The organism is Brevibacterium sp. UCMA 11752 (assembly GCF_021532235.1).
GTDB classification, from domain to species: Bacteria; Actinomycetota; Actinomycetes; order Actinomycetales; family Brevibacteriaceae; genus Brevibacterium; species Brevibacterium antiquum.
Genome location: NZ_JACBOS010000003.1, coordinates 2,636,348 through 2,656,073, shown reverse-complemented (window position 1 = coordinate 2,656,073; position 19,726 = coordinate 2,636,348). Strand labels below are relative to the sequence as shown.

Here is a 19,726-nt window from a genome sequence, read left to right as displayed (position 1 = left end):
TGTGTTGTGTGCTCTGGTGTCGGTGCATCTAACCCTGGTCGAGGACAGAGGAGACGTATTTCGCCACGGCCCGGACAGCTGTGATCGTCGTAGGATAGTCCATCCGGGTCGGCCCGAGCACTGCCAATCGCGCGGTGGACCCCGCGTCATGACCATATTCGGCGGCCACGAGGGATGTCGAGCTGAACGACTCGTGAGTATTCTCACGACCGATCCGAACGCTGATCTCCTCTCGGTCCTCAGCCATCGACGTCAGCAGCTTGAGCAGTACGACCTGCTCTTCGAAAGCTTCGAGGATCGGTGCCATCTTCTCACCGAACTCCCTGCCGGAGCGAGCCAGGTTTGCTGTGCCTGCCATGATGATGCGCTCTTCACGCGTGGCAATGACGAGATCAGTGACGGCGGAGCGGACCTGTGCCAGTGCTGCGGCTACGTCCGTTCCGACAGCGCCGGCTCCCACGACAGGTTCTGCCTGGGTGCCGTCATCGTTCTGAACCGAAGCACGAGGTGTGGCCGTGCTCACGACTCGCGACAGCTTCTGGCCGGAGAATTCGGCGTTGACCTCATCGCGGATTCCGCGCAGCGACTCATCGTCAACGACGCCCGGCGTGATCACGATCTTCTGCTCGACCTGCCCTGCATCGGTGATGAGGACGACGAGGATGCGGTTGGTGCCCAGGCCCACTACCTCGATGTGCTTGATCGTGGCACGTGAGACGGTCGGGTACTGGATCAGCGCCACTTGGTGGGTCAGACCCGAGAGGACCCGCACCGTGCGGTCGAGCATGTCGTCGAGGTCACCGTTGCCATCGATGAGCTGGAAGATCGCACGCCGCTCAGCGTGTGTGAGCGGTTTGAAGTCGTCGATGCGATCAACGAACATCCGATATCCGAGATCCGTCGGAATTCGACCGGCGGAGGTATGAGGCTGCGCAATGTAGCCCTCCTGCTCCAGGTGGGCCATGTCATTGCGGATCGTGGCCGGAGAGACACCGAGCGTGTGGCGCTGAACGATGGCCTTCGACCCGACGGGTTCATTGGTGGCGACGAAGTCTTCGACGATTGCTCGCAGAACCTGTGCTCGCCTGCTGTCGTTCATTCGTCCCCTTCCTTCGCTCGGCACCGCATTTGGCACTCATCTGCTGTGAGTGCCAATTCTACGCCTCTTGCATTCCGAATTCACTTTCGGGCCTGCCCCAGCGGGTCTGCACCCATCGCATCACGTCCTTGATTAGGGTGGTTGACCGTGAATACCTTTGATCGCTACGGGCCCGATGTGCTGGCTGGTTCCTCACCTTCCTCGCACCGGCCCAAGAAGTCCACACCTGTTGAGCTGGGTCTCGGAATGGTCCTCGAAGACGCGATGAGCGGATACGTCGGCGCCGTCGTCGGCGCTGAGAAGACCACCGCCGGAATCGTCGTCAATCTTGAGGACCGTGCAGGCAAGGTCCGCGCATTCCCCCTGGGTCCCGGCTTCCTGCTTGAGGGCAAACCCGTCGACATCAAACTGCCAGCCAAGAAGAAGTCGGCTCCCGGTCGCACGGCTTCGGGCTCACGTGCGGTCGGCAATGCTCGTGCCCGGGTGGCTCGCGGTTCCCGCATCTGGGTCGAAGGCAAACACGATGCCGAGCTCGTCGAGAAGATCTGGGGCGACGATCTGCGCATCGAGGGAGTCGTCGTCGAACCGCTGGGTGGACTCGACGATGTCGCCGACAAGCTCGCGGCGTTCGGTCCTGACAAGGATCACCGCGTCGGAGTCCTCGCCGACCACCTCGTGTCCGGCACCAAGGAATCCAAGATCGCCGAGGCGGTGCGTGCCGATCCCCGCTACCGCGACGTCGTCCACATCATCGGTCATCCCTATGTCGACATCTGGCAGGCGGTTAAACCTCATGTCGTCGGCATCAGGGAATGGCCGGTGGTCCCCCGTGGTGAGGATTGGAAGACGGGAATCCTCAGACGTATTGGTTGGCCGCACGCCGACCACAGGGATGTGGCACGGGGCTGGGTGCGCATCCTGGGCAAGGTCAGTACCATAGCCGATGTCGAGCCCACGCTCTCTGGCCGAGTCGAAGAGCTCATCGACTTCGTCACCGTCGGCTGATACCTCGACCGGCTGTGGCCGCGATCGGCTGGGGCTTTGGTCGACTGTGGCGGTGGTCGATTGTGATCGATCTGGTACAGGATTCGGGCTTTCCCCAATTCGGCGCCAGGGCATTTCCGATAGTGTGATTGTCCAGAAGCTCTGAAAGGACCCGCATGTCGTATAACCCCCAGCAGCCGAACAACGGCCCTGACCAGTCGCGTCCAATGCCGCCGAACTATTCTCAGGCCTCTGGCCCCCAGCAGCCCTACAGCCAGCAGAACCAAAGCTACGGTTCCCAGCAGCCGAACCCCACTCAGCAGAACTACGGTTCCCAGCAGAGCCAGCCAGCCCAGCCGGGCTTTGGTTCACAGCAGCCGAGCTACGGTTCCCAGCAGCCGGGTTATGGCTCGCAGCAGCAGCCCGGCTACGGATCACAGCAGGACTATGATGGTCAGCAGCAGTACGGGCAACAGCAGCAGTACGGCCAGGGCCAGCAGCAGTATGCTCAGCAGTCCTATGGCCAGCAGGCACACAGCTACGGACCGGCACAACCGGTCGGAAATCCGGCTCTGTTCGACTCGCGGATGATTCCAGAGAATGCCTACGGTCCCGGCTCCGAGATGTTCTGGCAGGCCAGCGAGAACGAGAGGACCACTGTGCTGTGGACGCACATCGGATCGATCTTCGTATGGTTCCTCCCTCTCATCATGTTCCTCGTGAAGAAGGACGAATCGCCATACGTGCGCGAACATTCCCGTCAGGGCCTCAATGCCATGATCACGAACTGCATCGCCACGTTCGCGGCCGTCATGGTGTTCATGGTCATCGCCTTCGTCCTCGCTATCATCACCTTCGGTCTCGGGTTCTTCGTCTATTTCCTGGCATTCCTCGTCCCGCTCGTCTACACGGTGCTCTACATCATCGCCGCTGTGGCCGGGAGCAAGGGACAGGGCTACAAGTTCCCGCTCGTCTTCGACTTCGTGAAGTGATCTGAGCACCTCAGGTCATCACACAAGTCACATGAACTGAGCAGCTCTCAGCAGAGAAGCCGCTGTCATCGCGTTCGATGACAGCGGCTTCTCTGCACTCGGTTCAGATGCAGTCAGGTTCAGAGATCAGATGCAATCAGGTTCAGACGTAGTCCGTGAGGATGCGAACCATGTAGTCAGCCATCAGCCGGCCCTGCAGCGTAGGTTCGAAGCGGCCTTCCTCCACGGCGTCACCATCGAGAAGTCCCTGCTTGACGAATCCCCTGATCGCCCTGTCACTGCCTGTCCCCAGTGAGTCCAGAGGCAGCTCCGAATCGATGCGAGCCGCGAGCATGATCCGTTCGATCTCCTGGGTCGATGCTTCCAGCACCTCACGTCCGATGGCAGGTGATTCACCTGCGAGCAACCGGTCGGACCAGGCACGGGGGTGTTTGGCGTTCCAGAACCGCACGCCGCCGATGTGCGAATGGGCTCCGGGACCGTAGCCCCACCAATCAGCATTGCGCCAGTAGGCCATGTTGTGGTCGCAGCGGGTCTCCGCAGACGTCGACCAGTTGCTGACCTCGTACCAGTGCAGACCAGCCGCCTCCATGGCGGCGTCGGCGATCTCGTATTTGTCGGCCAGGTCATCTTCGTCGGGCATAGACAGTTCGCCGCGGCGAACCATGGCCCCCATCTTCGTGCCGGGTTCGACGATGAGCGAATAGGCGGAGATGTGATCGACGTCGTTGCTCAGGGCCACCTGAAGTGACCTGCGCCAATCGTCGATGGACTCCCCCGGTGTGCCGTAGATGAGGTCGAGGCTCAGCTCCAGGCCGGCCTCTTTGATCCATTTCGCCACATCTGGGATCTTCGCCGGGTCGTGTGTGCGGTCCAGGGTCGCGAGCACATGGGGCACAGCCGACTGCATGCCCAAGGAGATCCTCGTGAACCCTGCGGCAGCCAGGGTCGCAATGTAGCTCGGGTCCAATGTGTCGGGGTTCGCTTCGGTCGTGACCTCGACATCCGGTGCCAACCGGAAGCGGTCGCGGATATCATCCATCACCCCGGCCAGCACCTCGGCGGCCAACATCGTCGGGGTGCCCCCACCGAAGAAGATCGTCGTCACCGCACGGTCGGCGGCCCCCGCCGCGGCGAGGACACGAGTCGACAGATCAAGCTCGCGGGCAAGATTGCTGCGGTAGTCGTCGCGGGAGGCGCCGGGCCCCAGATCCTCTGCGGTGTAGGTGTTGAAGTCGCAGTAGCCGCAGCGGACCCGACAGTAAGGGACGTGAACGTACAGGCTCAGCCCGCGAGAGGCCGCGCCGACCCCGGCCGAGGCCGGCAGCGAACCGTCAAGCGGTGGAGTCTCACCAGTCGGTTGTGCAGGCACTTACTTCTTGGGTTCCTTCTTGGGCTCCGGATCGTCCGAGGACAGGGCGGCGATGAAGGCCTCCTGAGGGACCTCGACATTGCCGACGACCTTCATCCGCTTCTTGCCTTCCTTCTGCTTCTCCAGCAGCTTGCGCTTACGGCTGATGTCGCCGCCGTAGCACTTGCTCAGCACATCCTTGCGGATGGCGCGGATGGTCTCACGAGCGATGATGCGCGAACCGATGGCAGCCTGGATCGGCACTTCGAACTGCTGGCGCGGGATCAGCTTGCGCAGCTTGCCGGCCATGAGCACACCGTAGGAGTAGGAGTTGTCGCGGTGGACGATCGCGGAGAAGGCGTCGACCTGATCGCCGTGGAGCAGGATGTCGACCTTGACCAGGTCCGCTGCGTCTTCGCCGTCATCGGAGTAGTCGAGGGTCGCGTAGCCCTTGGTCTTCGACTTCAGCTGGTCGAAGAAGTCGAAGACGATCTCGGCCAGGGGCAGTCGGTAACGGATCTCGACCCGGTCCGAGGACAGATAGTCCATCCCCTGAAGACTGCCGCGACGCGTCTGGCACAGTTCCATCACCGCGCCGATGTAGTCGCTCGGGGTGAGGATGGTGGCCCGGACCATGGGTTCGCGGACCTCTTTGATCTTGCCCGTCGGATACTCGCTCGGGTTCGTGACCTCCATCTCCGATCCGTCTTCCATCGTGACGTCGTAGATCACGCTGGGTGCGGTGGAGATGAGATCGAGGTCGTATTCGCGTTCGAGGCGATCGCGCAGGACTTCGAGGTGGAGAAGTCCGAGGAACCCGCAGCGGAAGCCGAAGCCCAGCGCAGTCGAGGTCTCTGGCTCGTAGGCCAGCGAGGCATCGTTGAGTTTGAGCTTGTCAAGGGCATCACGCAGGACCGGGTAGTCCGATCCATCGATCGGGAACAGCCCGGAGTACACCATGGGCTTAGGTTCCTTGTAGCCCTCGAGCGCCTTCGTGGCCGGTGCAGAGTTCAGTGTGACCGTGTCGCCGACCTTGGACAGACGCACGTCTTTGACGCCGGTGATGAGATATCCGACCTCGCCGACGCCCAGGCCCTTCGTGGCCTTCGGCTCCGGTGAGGAAACGCCGATCTCGAGGAGTTCGTGGGTGCTGCCTGTCGACATCATCGTCAGCTTCTCGCGCGGATGCAGCGAACCGTCGATGAGGCGCACGTAGGTCACGACGCCTCGGTACGTGTCGTAGACGGAGTCGAAGATCATGGCTCGCGCCGGCGCATCGGCGTCGCCGACAGGGGCAGGAATGTCCGAGATGATCCGATCGAGGACCGCGTCGACGCCTTCGCCGGTTTTGCCCGACACCAGCAGGCAGTCTTCGGGTTCGCAGCCGATGAGGTTGGCCAGCTCTTCCGCGTACTTCTCGGGCTGCGCGGCGGGGAGGTCGATCTTGTTGAGGACGGGAATGATCGCGAGATCGTTCTCCATGGCCATGTAGAGGTTGGCCAGAGTCTGGGCTTCGATGCCCTGTGCCGCGTCGACGAGAAGGAGCGCACCTTCACAGGCGGCCAGGGATCTGGAGACCTCATAGCTGAAGTCGACGTGACCCGGAGTGTCGATCATGTTCAGAGCGAAGGGAGTGCCCTCGTTCTCCCAGGCCATGCGCACGGCCTGGGACTTGATCGTGATTCCGCGTTCGCGTTCGATGTCCATCCGGTCGAGGTACTGAGCTCGCATATCGCGCGGCTGAACCGCCCCTGTGACCTGGAGCATCCTGTCGGCCAGGGTCGATTTTCCATGGTCGATATGAGCAATGATGCAGAAATTGCGGATCAACTCGGGTGATGTAGCGGACGGCGAAATCCGTTCGAGTGCTTGCGGCTTCACCTGAGGTGACATGAACGCCCTTCCTTCGACAGACCAGAACTTCCATTGTTCCATGGGTTGCGCACCAGACTGGAATCCTCCTCACCCCGGCGCATGCGGGCAGAACTTCTTCTCACCGGCTCGAACTCGCTGAGAATCCCTGTGCCGATCCTGCACTTTCGGCGGCGATCGGCGAAGATTGAGCCATGAGCGATTTCTCGATCATGAGCTTCAACCTCAGATATCCCGCGATGGACGGCCATCCCGTGGCCAAGCGCCTGCCCATCGCCGCCGAGCTCATCACCCAGGCTCACCCTCATATCATCGGCACGCAGGAGGGTGAGCTCGATCAGCTCGAGACACTCATCAGCCTGCTTCCCGATGAGTACATCTGGTTGGGTGAGGGGCATTCGGGCGGCAATTCGGGTGAGTTCACCGCGGTCATCTACGACTCATCGCGATTCGACGTCGATACCGTCGATATCAGCTGGCTGTCCGAACAGCCGGAGACGGTCGCGTCCGAATCCTGGGGCGTCTCCCACGCCCGGACGCTGACAGTCGTCGACTTTCGGGATCGTATCGACGGGCAGTCGCTGCGCCTGCTCAACACTCACCTCGATCACAAGTCTGAGGAAGCTCGTCTGGAATCAGGGAAGATCATGGCCGGCCATCTCGCCGAGGTGACCGGTCCGTCCGTGGTCACAGGAGACTTCAACGTCGCCACCGGCTCCCCCGTCTACGACTATTTCTGCACTGAGCTGGGACTCACAGACACCGCTGCGATTGTTCCAGGTGAGGACATCGGCACATTCCACCGTTACCGGGGCCCTAAGGACGGCGACCCTCGCATCGATTGGATCCTGACGACGCCGGGACTGCGAACAGTCTCCACGCGGATCAATACATACAACCTCGACGGTGAGTACCCGTCCGACCATTTCCCGGTCGAAGCGGTTCTGCGCTACGTCGATTAGGATCAGTGCACATGAGTTGGAAATCACTGGTCAGTCGCGTCGTCAGGATCGGCGTCAAAGAAGGCTTCAAATACTACAAAGATTCACAGAGGAATAAAGCAGGCTCGCAGGGTTCGGGCTCCCGCCCGAGCGGTCCCTCTCAGAGCGATGGACGGTCGTCGGGATCCGCCTCGGCGAAGGACGGTGACTATCCGGGTGACTACCGCGGCGCGGTCAATGTCTCTTATGCGCCCGACCTCGACGGCGATGCCGATCCAGGAGAGGTCGTCTGGGGATGGGTCCCCTACGAAGAAGATCACTCCCAGGGCAAGGACCGCCCCTCCCTGGTCGTCGGCAAGGACGGTCGCTGGGTGCTTGCACTCATGCTCACCAGCAAGGATCACATCCCAGGAGGAGTCGGCGAGGTCCGTGAAGATCGCCACGCCCGGTGGATGAACATCGGCAGCGGGGATTGGGACTCTCAGGGCAGGCCCTCCGAGATTCGACTCGACCGCGTGATCCGCCTGGATCCGGAGACCATCCGCCGCGAAGGCTCGATCATGCCTCGCGAGATCTTCGAGCAGGTCGGCAGGAACGTCGCCGCAGGCTGAACCGAAAACAGGGCACCGACAATTTCTGCCTGACGGGATCAGCCTGTATCGTTGAGAGAGTATCTTCATCAAAGGCGTGTGTCTCGCTGAGGTCGGGTGAAGATGCCATCAGGCTCGATATCATCGATGTGTTTCCCCGCGGAGATGAGTATGTCGGTCAGGTGTGCCCTCACGACCATGTTCCACTAACACGAAAGAGTGTTGAAATTGGCTAATATCAAGTCACAGATCAAGCGGATTGAAACCAACGAGAAGGCTCGCCAGCGCAACAAGGCTGTGCGGTCCGAGGTTCGGTCACATATCCGTGTCGTCCGCGAGAACATTGCTGCCGGCAACAAGGACGAAGCACAGCAGGCTTATGCTGCTGCCGCCCGTAAGCTCGACAAGGCTGTTTCGAAGGGTGTTCTGCACAAGAACAACGCTGCGAACCGCAAGTCGCGCATGGCCACGCAGATCAACGCTCTCTGAGTCGATCACTGAGGCTATAGCTTCGAGGGGCCCGATCCGTTTGGATCGGGCCCCTCATCTATTCACCGCTCAGAGTCTCTTCACCGCTCAGAGTCTGTTCACCGCTCAGCGCTGACGAGCCAAGCGGCAGACTTCCGAGACGAACCATTCGACCGCATAGACCGGGTCACGGCCTCCGCCTTTGACGGCCTCATCGGCTTCGGCTGCCGCGATCAATGACTGCCCCAAGGCGACTTCGTTCCACCGGCGCACCTCGCGCCGGGCACGGTCGACCTGCCAGGGAGCCATCTTCAGCTCAGAGGCGAGCTCGCCGCTCGAACCCGAGAAGCCCTGGACCTTGGCCATCGACCGCAACTTCATCGCGACCGCGGCAACCAGGGGCACCGGGTCGGACCCGGTCGACAGTGCGTGACGCAGGAGGCTCAGCGCACTCTTCGCATCGCCTCCGACTGCGGCGTCGGCGACTTTGAAGCCGGTGGCCTCCACTCGGCCGCCGTAGTATTGGTCGACGATCTGCGCGGTGATGGTCCCCTCGGTGTCCTCAATGAGCTGGTCGACTCCGGCATTGAGTTCGGACAGGTCGGCCCCGAGTGCAGACATGAGCGCGCCCATCCCTGATTCGTCGATCCGCCTCTTCGCAGCCTTGAACCGTCCCTGGGCGAATTTGGCGCGGTCACTTTCGTTCTTCAGCGGCGCAGCATCGACCCGGGGGAATCCGTTCGCCTCGATCTTCTTGACCAGTTTGGCCCCGCGGTTTCCGCCTCCGTGAAGAAGCAGGACGACGGCATCGTCATTGGGTTCGTCGAGGTAGGCGAGCGCATCTGCCAAGAATGCCTCCGAACACTTTTCGACGCTGTCGACGACGATGAGTTTGGAGGAGGAGAACAATGAGGGCGAGGCGGCCATGAGCAGCTCTCCGCCTTGGTATCCGGCGGCGTCTAACTCGATCTCTTCCGGGTCGGACTTCCGCGCGGCAGTGACGATCCGATCCTTGGCCATGCGGATGAGCACCGGCTCATTTCCGGAGATCATCACTACGGGCGCGGGCTTCGCGGAACTCCACGGGATCAGGGTCTTCTTCACTGCCATGCGCCAAGCCTATCGTTAGCCACGGACTCGATGCGCGGCAGTCACCGGAGACTACTCGCGAAAGTCACTGTCCATCGCTGCCGCAGCTTTTCCCCGTACTGTACTGCGCGTTCGCATAGACAGCGATGGTGCCGCAGAGGTCGGTGCGCAGAACCGGCACGGGGCCGAAGGCTCGTTGGGCGCGTGGGGTGGGATGGCCGTAGCTGTTGTCCCCCACTGAGATAGCTCCGAGGCGAGCGCCTGCAGCGGTGAAGAAGTCCTCGGACAGGTCGGAGGACCCATGGTGGGGTGCAATGAGGACGTCGACGGGTTCGAGACTCTGGGCGACGATGAACTGTTCATCTTCGCCGATATCGCCGGGGACCAGGTAGCTCAGTCCCTTCTGTTCGACCCTGAGGACCAGTGAGTCCTCATTGCGCACTTCGGTCCCCTCTGTCTCCGCGGCCCCTTCTGTCCCCCCGGTCTCTTCTGTCCCCGTGGTCTGTCGCGGTGGAGGCCAGAGCACCTCGATCTGGGCCCCACCAGCGTCGAGTGTGCGTCCACGCGTTGTCGGGACCACCTCGGCGCCGGTGTCCTCGACGATTCTGTGCACCTCCTCTCCCCCGCTGACGTTGGTGGACACCCATAGGCGGTGCAGGGTCCGCGACCACGTGGTTCCGGCATACCCGGCACTGTGATCGGCGTCGAAGTGGGAGATGATGAGGTCGAACTCCTCGATCCTGCCCTCGTCGAGGCACACGTCGACGGGCTTCGGGTCCTTCCCCGTGTCGATGAGGAGGCCACGGCCCTCGCCGAGGTTGATCAGCGTTGCCGATCCCTGCCCGACATCGCAGATCATCACCAACCAATCGTGTGCCGGTGGCTTCGTTCGACCGACCACGATGATCAGTGCGGTCAGGCAGATGCAGAGGACGACGACCGGGACTCCCCACAGCTTTCTGCGTATCAGCAGCCAGCAGCCAGCAGCCAGCACGATGAGAAGTCCGAGCGCGGCCAGTGTCCCCCACGGCGGTTCCGGCCAGTCGAGGGCAGCTCCGGGCAGTCCGGCACAGATCCTGGCCACGGCCACGATCCACCATGCGCACAGCGAGCCGAACCAGGCGGGAAGCTGAGCACACCACAGCAGTCCGGGGATGCCGACGAGACCGAGTCCCCCGCACACCAGCGATAGGAACCCGAGGACAGTGGCCGGCAGAACTGCGGGTGCGGCCAGGGCGTTCGCCGCCACCGACCACAGCCCGATCCGGGGGTCGATGGCCACGAGTACCGGTGTGCAGGCCAGTTGGGCGACCAGGGGCACGATGAGGGCGCTGAGGACAATGGCGGGGACCATCGACAGGCGCAGGCTCAGTCGCCGCAGAATGATCGGAACGACGAACATGATTGCGGCGGTCGAGACGACGGAGAGCACGAATCCCACCGAGGTCGCCAGCACAGGGACAACGCTGAGCAGGATGCACACGGTCGAACTCATCACCGCCACCGGTGAGATCCCTCCCCCACGGAGGAAGACAAGGGCGACCGCGATCGCCATACCCGCAGCACGGATGGCGCTGGGTTCGAACCCGACCACGAACACATACCCCACGCAGGTGAGCACCCCGACACCGACGCGCGTCCGAGGACCGGCCCTGCACAGTCCGGCCAGCAGTCCGGCACCGAGGCTGACAATCGTGACATTGCTGCCTGAGACAGCCGAAATGTGAGTCAGGGACACCACACGCATATCGTCTTCCATCCGTGCGTCCTGGGGCTCGGTGTCACCGACTACGAGGCCTGGCAGCAGTGCACCGCCGCTGTGTCCTGAGGCCAGGGAATCATGCCGCAGCTGCATGCGCAGGTCTCCTCGCCACTGCCACAGCCTGTTCGGTGTGCGCAGGACCGTCGCATCTTCGCTGCTGATGCGGATGTCGTCGAGAGCCTCCGTGCGCATGGTCACGTGCGATCCTTCGGGTGGAGCGGAGGGGCTGAGCACCTCGGTGATGCCTCCCGAGGTGAGCACCGTCAGCCGAGACCAGCCCGAAGGCCCTGGTTGGCTGTGGCCGACCACGATGCCCTCCACATCGGTGACGTCTTCAGTTCCGCGGCCGGCACCGAGCATGGTGGTCTGAACCGTGAACAGGCACGCGAACACAATGAGGAGCACGCCCAGGTGGTGGTGTCTGCGCAGGCAGAGGAAGCCGAGACCGACGAGGATCGCAGCCGCGAGGAGCGCCCATGGCCCTGGAGCCACCAGCGCGGTGATCCACAGCCCCAGCGCGCAGATGAGCAGGCGAACGGATCCTGGCCAGACCTTCGCAGCCGAGCGCGCCCAACTGAGTATGGCTCTCCACCGGTCTCTCACCCACCGAGCCTTCGAACAGTGCGCTCGCTCTCGCCGAGCCCTATCCGACCGAGACACGATCTTTGAGGCTCTCGAATGTCTTGGGTCCGATCCCCTGGACGAGCAGCAGATCGTCGATGCTGGTGAAGGGCTGTTCTTCGCGGTGGGCGATGATCGCCTCCGCCGTCACCGGTCCGACTCCCGGCAGCGTCTCCAGAGTCGCGAGATCAGCAGTGTTGAGGTCCACCTTCGCGCCCTGCTCTGCAGCCCCACCGCCGGAGGCACCGGCCGCGCTGTCTGCCCCACTGCCGGGAGCACCACCTGCACTGTCTCCCTCGCTGCCGGTCCCTGCGCCCTCTGCCGCGTTCGATGCGGCACTGCCGGGATCTGCGCCTGCGGGTTCTGGTTCCTCTCCGTGGGCGGGGATGTGGATCTGCTCGCCGTCGTGGAGGACGCGAGCCAGGTTGATGGCCTCCGCATCCGCCTGTTCCTTCAGTCCGCCCGCCTTCTCCACAGCGTCCTGGACTCGAGCTCCAGCGCTCAGGCTCACGACGGAGGGTCTGTTCACCGCTCCGGTGACATGGACGACGACCGTGCCGGGATCGGCACTCTGGGCTGCGGATGTGGCTTCGTCTGCAGCAGCTTGGTCCTGCCCTGGAGATGCTCCCGTCTTCGTCTCGGTCGAGGTCGCTCCTCCGCCGGGGGCCGGACCCTCCTGGCCACCAGTGGCGGAATGCTGTGGGGCCGGGCGAAGAACGAGAAAGGCCATGACGAGCACAGCAATGGCAGCGACAATCAGCGCGACGAGGATCGGCAGGCGCACTCGGCGCGGCTCGACCGGTTCCTCATCGCCGTCGCTGTCGCTTTCGTAGACGTCTCCTGGGACCCATCCGCCGCGTTCGGCGCTGGAGTTGATGAGGCCTGCGAAGCGATCATCGGGAGAGACAGCCATGTCGACAAGCTAAGGGCAGCTGCTTCGATCGCGCCAGGGCCGAAATGCCGCCTGTGGAAACCGTTCGCCGGTCCACAGCTCAAACGCACATGAGTCGGCCCGTCATCCACAGTTCAACGAACGTGAGTGGCCCTGCGGTGAGGAGATCAGGGTCTGGTCTGGACCGTGATACCGATCGTGCCGGAGCCGACATGGGCGGTGATGATGGTCGACAAGGTTCGAAATGTCGTCGGCAGACCGGCACCTTCGATCTTCTCGCGCAACATGACCACATCAGGGTGGGAGGGTTCACCGTCCGCGTGCTGGATCTCCACGTAGACATCCTGCTCATCGGAGTCGATCTCCGTCGCGGCTTCACCGGCCAGCGCAACCATGCGCTCAAGTGCCTTCGTGCGTGTCCGGACCCGTGCGACAGGAGCTACGACACCGGCGTTGAGTCCAAGCACCGGAACGATCTGCAGGGCCCGGCCCAGCAGTGAGGAAGCGGCGCCGATGCGACCACCTCGGCGCAGGTGCTCCAAGGTCGCCGGAGCGAATGCGGTTCGGGTCTCGCCAGCGCACCAATCGGCGACTGTGCCCGCGATCGTTGCCACGTCGTGTCCCTGCGAGATTCCGGCGGCCGCGATCGCCAGGGCACCGGCCAGTCCCGCCGAGGTGGTTCGGGAGTCGACGACATTGATCAGCGACTCTTCGTTCTGTGCTGCGGCCACGGCCGAGTCGCGGGTCCCGGAGAGATCTCCGGACATGGTCACGGTGATGATCGACTCGGCACCATGATCAAGCAGCGTCGAATAGGCGTTCGCGAACTGGGCGGGTGACGCCATCGACGTCGACACCTCGGCGCCCTCGTCCATCTTCCGGCACAGGTCTCCAGCGGCGAGTTCCCCGTCGGTGAAGGCGACCCCTCCGACGAGCACCGTCAGGGGAACGACGGCGAAGAGATCACCGGTGATCTCACGCAGCGAGGCTTCCTCTGCATCCGACAGCTGTGCCGTCGAATCAGTGACCAGGCCGATCCTCATGGACGGCCCAGAGCCCGATATGTCCATCCAGCCGAGCGCCACACCTGCGGTGTCAGCACATTCCTGCCATCGATGAGGACCTTGCCCGCCACCAGCGACGCTGTGGCGACAGGATCAAGATCCCGATATTCCTGCCATTCCGTCAGCAGCAGCACCGCATCGGCACCAGCCAGCGCCTGAGAGGCATCAGCCACATAGTTCAGCTCGGGAAACGATCGTGCGGCATTGTCGATGGCCTGCGGATCCGTCACCGTCACCACACCGCCCTGCGTCGCGATCAGCCGTGCCACCGCCAGAGCAGGAGAGTCCCTGACATCGTCGCTGTCGGGTTTGAACGCGGCACCGAGGACCGTGATCTTCTTCCCGATGAAAGAGCCGTCCAAGGTATCCCGGGCAATGTCGACCATGCGCACACGCCGACGCATGTTGATCGAATCGATCTCACGCAGGAACGCCACCGCCTGGTCAGCCCCCAGCTCACCGGCACGTGCCATGAATGCACGGATGTCCTTGGGCAGACACCCACCACCGAAGCCGAGGCCGGCATTGAGGAACTTCCGCCCGATGCGATCATCCATCCCGATCGCATCCGCCAGCTGAGTCACGTCCGCGCCCGAAGCTTCGCACAGCTCAGCCATCGCATTGATGAACGAGATCTTCGTGGCCAAGAACGAGTTCGCAGCGGTCTTGACCAGCTCGGCCGTCGCGAAATCTGTGACCATCCGCGGCGTCTGGTCCGCCAGCATCGTCGCATACACCTCGTCGAGGACTGCCGTGGCCTGCTCACCGGCCTCACCCTCGGCAACGCCGTAGACCAGACGATTCGGGTGCAGCGTGTCCTCAACGGCATGGCCCTCACGCAGGAACTCCGGATTCCACATCAGAGACGCACCCGTGGGAGCCAGCACAGCGGCCAGACGCTCAGCGGTGCCGACGGGAACCGTGGACTTACCCACAACCACCGACGTCGAAGTCAGATGGGGAACCAGCGAATCCACTGCGGCATCGACATACGCGACATCGGCGGCGAACTCCCCAGGCTTCTGCGGTGTCCCGACACACACGAAATGGATCGCCGAATCCGCGACACGCGAGACGTCGGTGGTGAACTCGAGACTGCCGAGATTCTGACCCTTCACCAGCAATTCACTCAGGCCCGGCTCGAAGAATGGCGGGCGACCAGAGGTCAGCGCCGCAACCTTGTCGGCGTCGACGTCGACGCCCACGACCTCGTGTCCCAGTGATGCCATCGCCGCCGCATGCACGGCGCCCAAGTATCCACACCCGATGACTGAAATCTTCAACCCGCATTCTCCCTGCTTCGTCCCGGCATTTCAGCCACACTATATGCCACTAGGTTCCACGATATCTGCAGGTTGAAACAGTACCCTTGGAATTGTGAAGCGTTTCTTTGATTTCCTGACCAACTCACCGGCAGCGGTGACATTCGCGGTGCTCAGCGTTCTGGGCATCGTGGTCTTCGCTGTGCCGGGACTGCATCCGATCGCCTGGATCCTCGGCCTTGTTCTGTGCCTGGGAGTCATCGGCGCCCTGCTCATGTTCCATGGCGAATGGCGGCGGGCGCAGAGGCAGATCGATTCCCTGCGCCAGCTGCTGAGCACCGAGCGCGGGCGCCTCGACACGCTGGGGCTGACCCCCGTCGACGAAGAGGTCACAGCGCTTCCCGACGAAGAGCGAGCACAGCGGATCCTGGATCTGCTCCCGGATTCTGCCGGTCTGGTGCAGTCGCTGCGTCTCGACGCGACCTACGGGACGCTCGAAGTCGATGAGCTCGAGCCGCTGCACACGTTCAGGCAGGAATTCTCGAAGTCCAGCTTCGACAATTCGCGCTCGCACACTGCGTTCATGAATCTCTATCGCGCAGCCGAGGCTCTCTCGATCTGGGTGAACGAAGAGACCCGGCCGCTGGCTGACGATAAGACGAAGCGAGAGATCCGTCCAGGTGACTCCCGCAAGGGTGGCTGGAGAGAGTACACAGAAGCACGCAGCCGCGGCGAGAGCTTGGGCGACAGGTTCGTCTCCGCTCGGTGGGAATTCAACCAGACAGCATTGGAACTCGGACTCGTCGCCTGAGCGAAGTCAGTGGCGCGAAGTCAGTGGCACCGAGTCAGTGGCGGATCCACCACGAATCGGTCGGTGTCACCGGAGTCCGACGCTTGTGCTCAGAGGCACGGTACTTCTCGATGAGTGTCGCAGCAGCCGACTTCTCGATGTCTCTGCCCTCGAGGAAGTCGTCGATCTGGTCATAGCTGACTCCCAGTGACGACTCATCAGTCTGGCCCGGTTCGTCATCGAGCAGGTCCGCTGTCGGTGCCTTTCGCACCAGATGTTCGGGGGCGCCGAGGTGGTCGAGCAGTGCTCGACCCTGCCGCTTGTTCAGCCCGGCCAGCGGCACCACATCGGCACCGCCGTCACCGAATTTGGTGAAGAAGCCGGTGACCGCCTCGGCAGCGTGATCGGTGCCCGCGACGAGGAGCCGCTTCTCCCCCGCCAGCTCGAACTGAGCGACCATCCGCATCCGTGCCTTGATGTTGCCCTTGCCGAAGTCGGTGATGGCGTCTCCGGTGGCGTTCTCATATTCAGCCGCCGCCGCGTCTGTGACCGAACCGATATTGATGACGACTTCGTGGTCGGCGCGGATGAATCCCATTGCATCCTGAGCATCGCTCTCATCGGCCTGAACGTGATGCGGCAGGCGGATCGCCCAGAATTCTGCTCTCGCTCCCCGCCGACGCAGCTCCTCGACCGCCAGTTGGCACAGGCGTCCGGCCAGGGTCGAATCCTGGCCGCCGCTGATGCCCAAAGTCAGGCCTCGAACGCCTGTTGTCAGGATGTAGTCGACCAGGAATTCGACGCGACGAGCGACCTCCGTCACCGGATCGATCGTCGGCCTCACACCCAGGGTGTGCCGGATCTCGTCCTGTGTGGCTTCCATTGACATATGTTTCCAACCCTTCCGGGCAGACGCCGACGCTCAGGCGTCGGGGACGATATTGACCAACTTGGGCGCTCGAACGATGACCTTGCGCACTCCGGCCCCGTCGAGCGCCTTGACGGCATTCGGTGATTCCAGTGCCAGCTTCTCCAGTTCCTCGGCCGAGATATCGGGATCGACCTCGAGCCTGGCACGCACCTTGCCCTTGACCTGGACGACACAGGTGACCTGGTCGGCGACCAGGTGCTGTGGGTCCGCGACAGGGAAGGTCGCATAGGTCACCGTCGATGTGCGTCCCAGCTTCGACCACAGCTCTTCGGCCAAGTGCGGCGCGAAGGGCGAGAGCATGATGGCCAGCGGTTCGAGGACGTCGGCCGTGGCTCCGCCCTGCTTCGTCGCATGGTTCGTGAGCACGATCAGCTTCGAGATCGCGGTGTTGAAGCGCAGGTGGTCCATATCGTCTCGGACGCCGTCGATGACCTGGTGAAGGACCTTGAGCGTCTCCGGATCGGCCACACCGTCCCTGATGACGGACTCACCGGTGGTCTCATCCACGAACAGACGCCACACGCGCTGCAGGAACCTCTGCGCGCCGACGACGGCACGCGTCTCCCACGGGCGAGCCTGCTCGATCGGGCCCATCGACATCTCATAGACGCGGAACGTGTCAGCACCGTAGGCGTCATACATCTCATCGGGAGAGACGGAGTTCTTCAGCGACTTGCCGATCTTGCCGTACTCACGGTTGACCTGCGAACCGTCGTACCAGAAGCTCGACTCGCCCTTGTCATCTGTCCTCTCCTCCACCTCGGCGGCGGGAACATAGACCCCACGTGAGTCGGTGTAGGCGTAGGCCTGGATGTAGCCCTGATTGACCAGACGATGGAACGGCTCCGACGAGGTGACGTGGCCCAGGTCGAACAGTATCTTGTGCCAGAACCGGGCGTAGAGAAGGTGCAGAACCGAGTGCTCGGCACCGCCGACGTAGAGGTCGGCGCCGCCGCGCGGCTTGGATTCGCGTGGACCCATCCAGTAGTTCTCGTTGACCGGGTCAACGAGACGATCGCTGTTGTGCGGGTCGGCGTAGCGCAGCTGGTACCAGGACGATCCAGCCCAGTTGGGCATCGTGTTCGTCTCGCGGTAGTACCTCTGCGGACCGTCGCCCAAATCGAGTTCGACCTCGACCCAGTCGCGATTGCGCCCCAGGGCAGGTTCCGGATGGCTGTCGGCATCATCGGCGGCGAACGTCCGAGGTGCGAAGTCGTCGACCTCTGGCAGCTCCACCGGCAGCATGGAATCGGGCAGTGCGACGGGGGTGCCGGCCTCGTTGTAGACGATCGGGAACGGTTCGCCCCAATAGCGCTGGCGTGAGAACAGCCAATCCCGCAGTCGGTACTGGGTCGACTCGGTAGCCAGACCCTGGCTGGCCAGCCAATCGGTGATCGTCGCCTTCGCCGCATCGACTTCGAGACCGTTGATGTCGATCTCGTCGTTGGCGGAGTTGATCATCACACCCGAGCCGGTGAAGGGAGCGTCCTCATCGTGGTCGTCTGGAGGCTGCACCGTGCGCACATAAGGCAGTCCGAAGGTCTTCGCGAAGTCCCAGTCACGGGCATCCTCTGCCGGAACAGCCATGATCGCACCGGTGCCATAGCCCATCAGCACATAGTCGGCGACGAAGATGGGGATCTGCTCACCGGTCGCAGGATTGATCGCATAGGAACCGGTGAAGATTCCGGTCTTCTCCTTGCTCTGCTGACGGTCCGCGTCAGTCTTCGCCGCGGCGTCCCGCTGGTAGGAGGCGATCGCCTCGGCGGGGCTGGGCTGACCACCGCGCCACGAATCGGGCGTCTGCTCACCCCATTCAGCGCCAGTCAGCTCAGCGACCTGCGGATGCTCTGGGCTGAGGACGAGGTAGGTGGCGCCGAAGAGTGTGTCCGGACGGGTCGTGTAGACCTCGACCTGAGTATCTGATGCGGCCACAGGCAGGCGCAGCAGGGCGCCCTTGGAGCGGCCGATCCAGTTGACCTGCATACTGCGAACGGCCGAAGGCCAATCCAAGTCGTCCAGGTCGTCGATGAGGCGGTCGGCGTAGGCGGTGATGCGCATGTTCCACTGCCGCAGACGGCGGGTGTAGACCGGGAAATTGCCACGTTCGGACAGTCCCTCGGCCGTGACCTCCTCGTTCGCGAGCACTGTGCCCAGTCCCGGGCACCAGTTGACCGGGGATTCCGAGACGTAGGCCAAGCGATAGTCCTGCAGGATGTTCTCCTGCTCCGCCGGGCTCAGTTCGGCCCAGGGACGAGAGTCAGGTGTCTGTTTGGTTCCCTGCTCGAACGCCTCGACCAGAGTAGAGATCGGCCGTGCGGCACCGATGGAGTCCTCTCCCTCGGTGGCTGCCTCCGGGTCGTACCAGGAGTTGAAGATCTGCAGGAAGATCCACTGGGTCCACCGGACGAAGTCGTCGTCGGTGGTCGCGAAGCTGCGGCGGGCGTCGTGGGCAAGCCCCAGCCGACGCAGCTGACGTGTCATGTTCTTGATGTTCGCATCCGTCGTGATGCGTGGGTGCTGTCCCGTCTGGACCGCGTACAGATCGGCGGGCAGCCCGAATGCGTCATAGGACAGAGCATGCATGACGTTGTGCCCGCGCATCCGCTGATAGCGGCCGTAGACGTCCGTGCCCAGGTATCCCAGGGGGTGGCCGACGTGCAGTCCCGCCCCTGAAGGGTACGGGAACATGTCCATGATGTAGAGGGATTCACGCTCACCGAGAGTCTGTGGCGGAGCGTAGGCAGACTCCAAATCCTGTCGACCGAGACTTCCGTCAGCCCGGCTCAGATCACCGGTGGGGTTCGGCGCGTGGAAAGTTCCCGCCTGTTCCCATGTGCGCTGCCATGACTTCTCGATCTTCTCGGCCAGCACCGCGTCATAGCGGAAACCGGTCTCCTCAGGATTCGTCGTCATTACCTTCCTTCACTGACTGGGCGTGAGCGGGTTTCGACCATCGTACTCTGAACATTCCCTGCTTCGACTTGGCTAGACTGCCAGATAGAGGTGTGAAGTGGT

The 19,726-nt window shown here is 62.9% G+C and carries 16 protein-coding genes; 6 read left to right on the top strand and 10 right to left on the bottom strand.

Annotated elements, in window-relative coordinates; all coding sequences use genetic code 11:
• Positions 1-28 precede the first annotated feature (28 nt).
• Positions 29-1,099 (bottom strand): heat-inducible transcriptional repressor HrcA, encoded by a 1,071-nt coding sequence (hrcA, locus tag HU144_RS11760; RefSeq protein ID WP_235351487.1) that lies wholly within the window; start codon positions 1,097-1,099, stop codon positions 29-31.
• Between the two features lie 141 nt (positions 1,100-1,240).
• Here hrcA and HU144_RS11755 point away from each other — a divergent pair, with 141 nt between their 5' ends.
• On the top strand, positions 1,241-2,104 hold the full coding sequence (locus HU144_RS11755) for a DUF3097 domain-containing protein (protein ID WP_198396326.1): 864 nt from the start codon (positions 1,241-1,243) through the stop codon (positions 2,102-2,104).
• 155 nt (positions 2,105-2,259) lie between these two features.
• Positions 2,260-3,075 (top strand): DUF4870 domain-containing protein, encoded by an 816-nt coding sequence (locus tag HU144_RS11750; protein ID WP_235351486.1) that lies wholly within the window; start codon positions 2,260-2,262, stop codon positions 3,073-3,075.
• A gap of 142 nt (positions 3,076-3,217) precedes the next feature.
• On the opposite strand, the gene hemW is transcribed toward HU144_RS11750, so the two are convergent.
• Together hemW and lepA are read right to left on the bottom strand one after the other, a co-directional pair.
• Positions 3,218-4,447 (bottom strand): radical SAM family heme chaperone HemW, encoded by a 1,230-nt coding sequence (hemW, locus tag HU144_RS11745; RefSeq protein ID WP_235351485.1) that lies wholly within the window; start codon positions 4,445-4,447, stop codon positions 3,218-3,220.
• The gene (lepA, locus tag HU144_RS11740; RefSeq protein ID WP_232488278.1) at positions 4,448-6,319 is read right to left on the bottom strand and encodes a translation elongation factor 4; all 1,872 of its coding nucleotides are present in this window, start codon (positions 6,317-6,319) and stop codon (positions 4,448-4,450) included. It lies immediately after the preceding gene.
• A 173-nt stretch (positions 6,320-6,492) separates the two neighbouring features.
• On the opposite strand from lepA, the gene HU144_RS11735 reads away from it, so the two are divergent.
• The 3 genes from HU144_RS11735 (at position 6,493) to rpsT (ending at position 8,318) form a co-directional block, all read left to right on the top strand.
• The gene (locus tag HU144_RS11735; protein ID WP_235351484.1) at positions 6,493-7,260 is read left to right on the top strand and encodes an endonuclease/exonuclease/phosphatase family protein; all 768 of its coding nucleotides are present in this window, start codon (positions 6,493-6,495) and stop codon (positions 7,258-7,260) included.
• 11 nt (positions 7,261-7,271) lie between these two features.
• Complete coding sequence (locus tag HU144_RS11730; protein ID WP_235351483.1) at positions 7,272-7,850, top strand: type II toxin-antitoxin system PemK/MazF family toxin; 579 nt, start codon at positions 7,272-7,274, stop codon at positions 7,848-7,850.
• Between the two features lie 207 nt (positions 7,851-8,057).
• Positions 8,058-8,318 carry a 30S ribosomal protein S20 gene (gene rpsT / locus HU144_RS11725; RefSeq protein ID WP_235351482.1) on the top strand — a complete coding sequence of 87 codons (261 nt, stop codon included), beginning with the start codon at positions 8,058-8,060 and terminating at the stop codon, positions 8,316-8,318.
• A gap of 105 nt (positions 8,319-8,423) precedes the next feature.
• Here rpsT and holA read toward each other — a convergent pair whose 3' ends face one another.
• From holA to HU144_RS11700, 5 genes are all read right to left on the bottom strand, one after another.
• Positions 8,424-9,407, bottom strand: a complete 984-nt coding sequence (gene holA / locus HU144_RS11720; RefSeq protein ID WP_235351481.1) for a DNA polymerase III subunit delta — start codon at positions 9,405-9,407, stop codon at positions 8,424-8,426.
• Between the two features lie 64 nt (positions 9,408-9,471).
• Positions 9,472-11,751 (bottom strand): ComEC/Rec2 family competence protein, encoded by a 2,280-nt coding sequence (locus HU144_RS11715; protein ID WP_235351480.1) that lies wholly within the window; start codon positions 11,749-11,751, stop codon positions 9,472-9,474.
• A gap of 40 nt (positions 11,752-11,791) precedes the next feature.
• Positions 11,792-12,682, bottom strand: coding sequence for a helix-hairpin-helix domain-containing protein (locus HU144_RS11710; protein WP_235351479.1), 891 nt, complete (start codon positions 12,680-12,682; stop codon positions 11,792-11,794).
• Between the two features lie 146 nt (positions 12,683-12,828).
• Positions 12,829-13,704 carry a DegV family protein gene (locus HU144_RS11705; protein ID WP_235351478.1) on the bottom strand — a complete coding sequence of 292 codons (876 nt, stop codon included), beginning with the start codon at positions 13,702-13,704 and terminating at the stop codon, positions 12,829-12,831.
• Complete coding sequence (locus HU144_RS11700) at positions 13,701-15,008, bottom strand: UDP-glucose dehydrogenase family protein (protein WP_235351477.1); 1,308 nt, start codon at positions 15,006-15,008, stop codon at positions 13,701-13,703. The genes HU144_RS11705 and HU144_RS11700 overlap by 4 nt, the downstream gene beginning before the upstream one ends.
• A 94-nt stretch (positions 15,009-15,102) precedes the next feature.
• Between HU144_RS11700 and HU144_RS11695 the strand changes: the two genes are divergently transcribed.
• Entirely contained in the window at positions 15,103-15,798 is a 696-nt protein-coding gene (locus tag HU144_RS11695; protein ID WP_235351476.1) for a hypothetical protein, read from the top strand.
• Between the two features lie 34 nt (positions 15,799-15,832).
• Here the strand turns inward: HU144_RS11695 and nadE are convergent, their stop codons facing one another.
• A complete protein-coding gene (gene nadE, locus HU144_RS11690; RefSeq protein WP_328284289.1) occupies positions 15,833-16,660 on the bottom strand; it encodes an ammonia-dependent NAD(+) synthetase in 828 nt (275 codons plus the stop codon).
• Between the two features lie 39 nt (positions 16,661-16,699).
• Positions 16,700-19,624 carry a leucine--tRNA ligase gene (gene leuS, locus HU144_RS11685; RefSeq protein ID WP_235351474.1) on the bottom strand — a complete coding sequence of 975 codons (2,925 nt, stop codon included), beginning with the start codon at positions 19,622-19,624 and terminating at the stop codon, positions 16,700-16,702.
• Between the last annotated feature and the right edge of the window lie 102 nt (positions 19,625-19,726).

What these genes read in the sequence shown, in the direction of transcription:
- hrcA (WP_235351487.1), bottom strand. Translation starts at nt 1,099, where the DNA reads ATGAACGACAGCAGGCGAGCACAGGTTCTGCGAGCAATCGTCGAAGAC.
- HU144_RS11750 (WP_235351486.1), top strand. Translation starts at nt 2,260, where the DNA reads ATGTCGTATAACCCCCAGCAGCCGAACAACGGCCCTGACCAGTCGCGT.
- lepA (WP_232488278.1), bottom strand. Translation starts at nt 6,319, where the DNA reads ATGTCACCTCAGGTGAAGCCGCAAGCACTCGAACGGATTTCGCCGTCC.
- HU144_RS11735 (WP_235351484.1), top strand. Translation starts at nt 6,493, where the DNA reads ATGAGCGATTTCTCGATCATGAGCTTCAACCTCAGATATCCCGCGATG.
- HU144_RS11730 (WP_235351483.1), top strand. Translation starts at nt 7,272, where the DNA reads ATGAGTTGGAAATCACTGGTCAGTCGCGTCGTCAGGATCGGCGTCAAA.
- holA (WP_235351481.1), bottom strand. Translation starts at nt 9,407, where the DNA reads ATGGCAGTGAAGAAGACCCTGATCCCGTGGAGTTCCGCGAAGCCCGCG.
- HU144_RS11710 (WP_235351479.1), bottom strand. Translation starts at nt 12,682, where the DNA reads ATGGCTGTCTCTCCCGATGATCGCTTCGCAGGCCTCATCAACTCCAGC.
- HU144_RS11705 (WP_235351478.1), bottom strand. Translation starts at nt 13,704, where the DNA reads ATGAGGATCGGCCTGGTCACTGATTCGACGGCACAGCTGTCGGATGCA.
- nadE (WP_328284289.1), bottom strand. Translation starts at nt 16,660, where the DNA reads ATGGAAGCCACACAGGACGAGATCCGGCACACCCTGGGTGTGAGGCCG.
- leuS (WP_235351474.1), bottom strand. Translation starts at nt 19,624, where the DNA reads ATGACGACGAATCCTGAGGAGACCGGTTTCCGCTATGACGCGGTGCTG.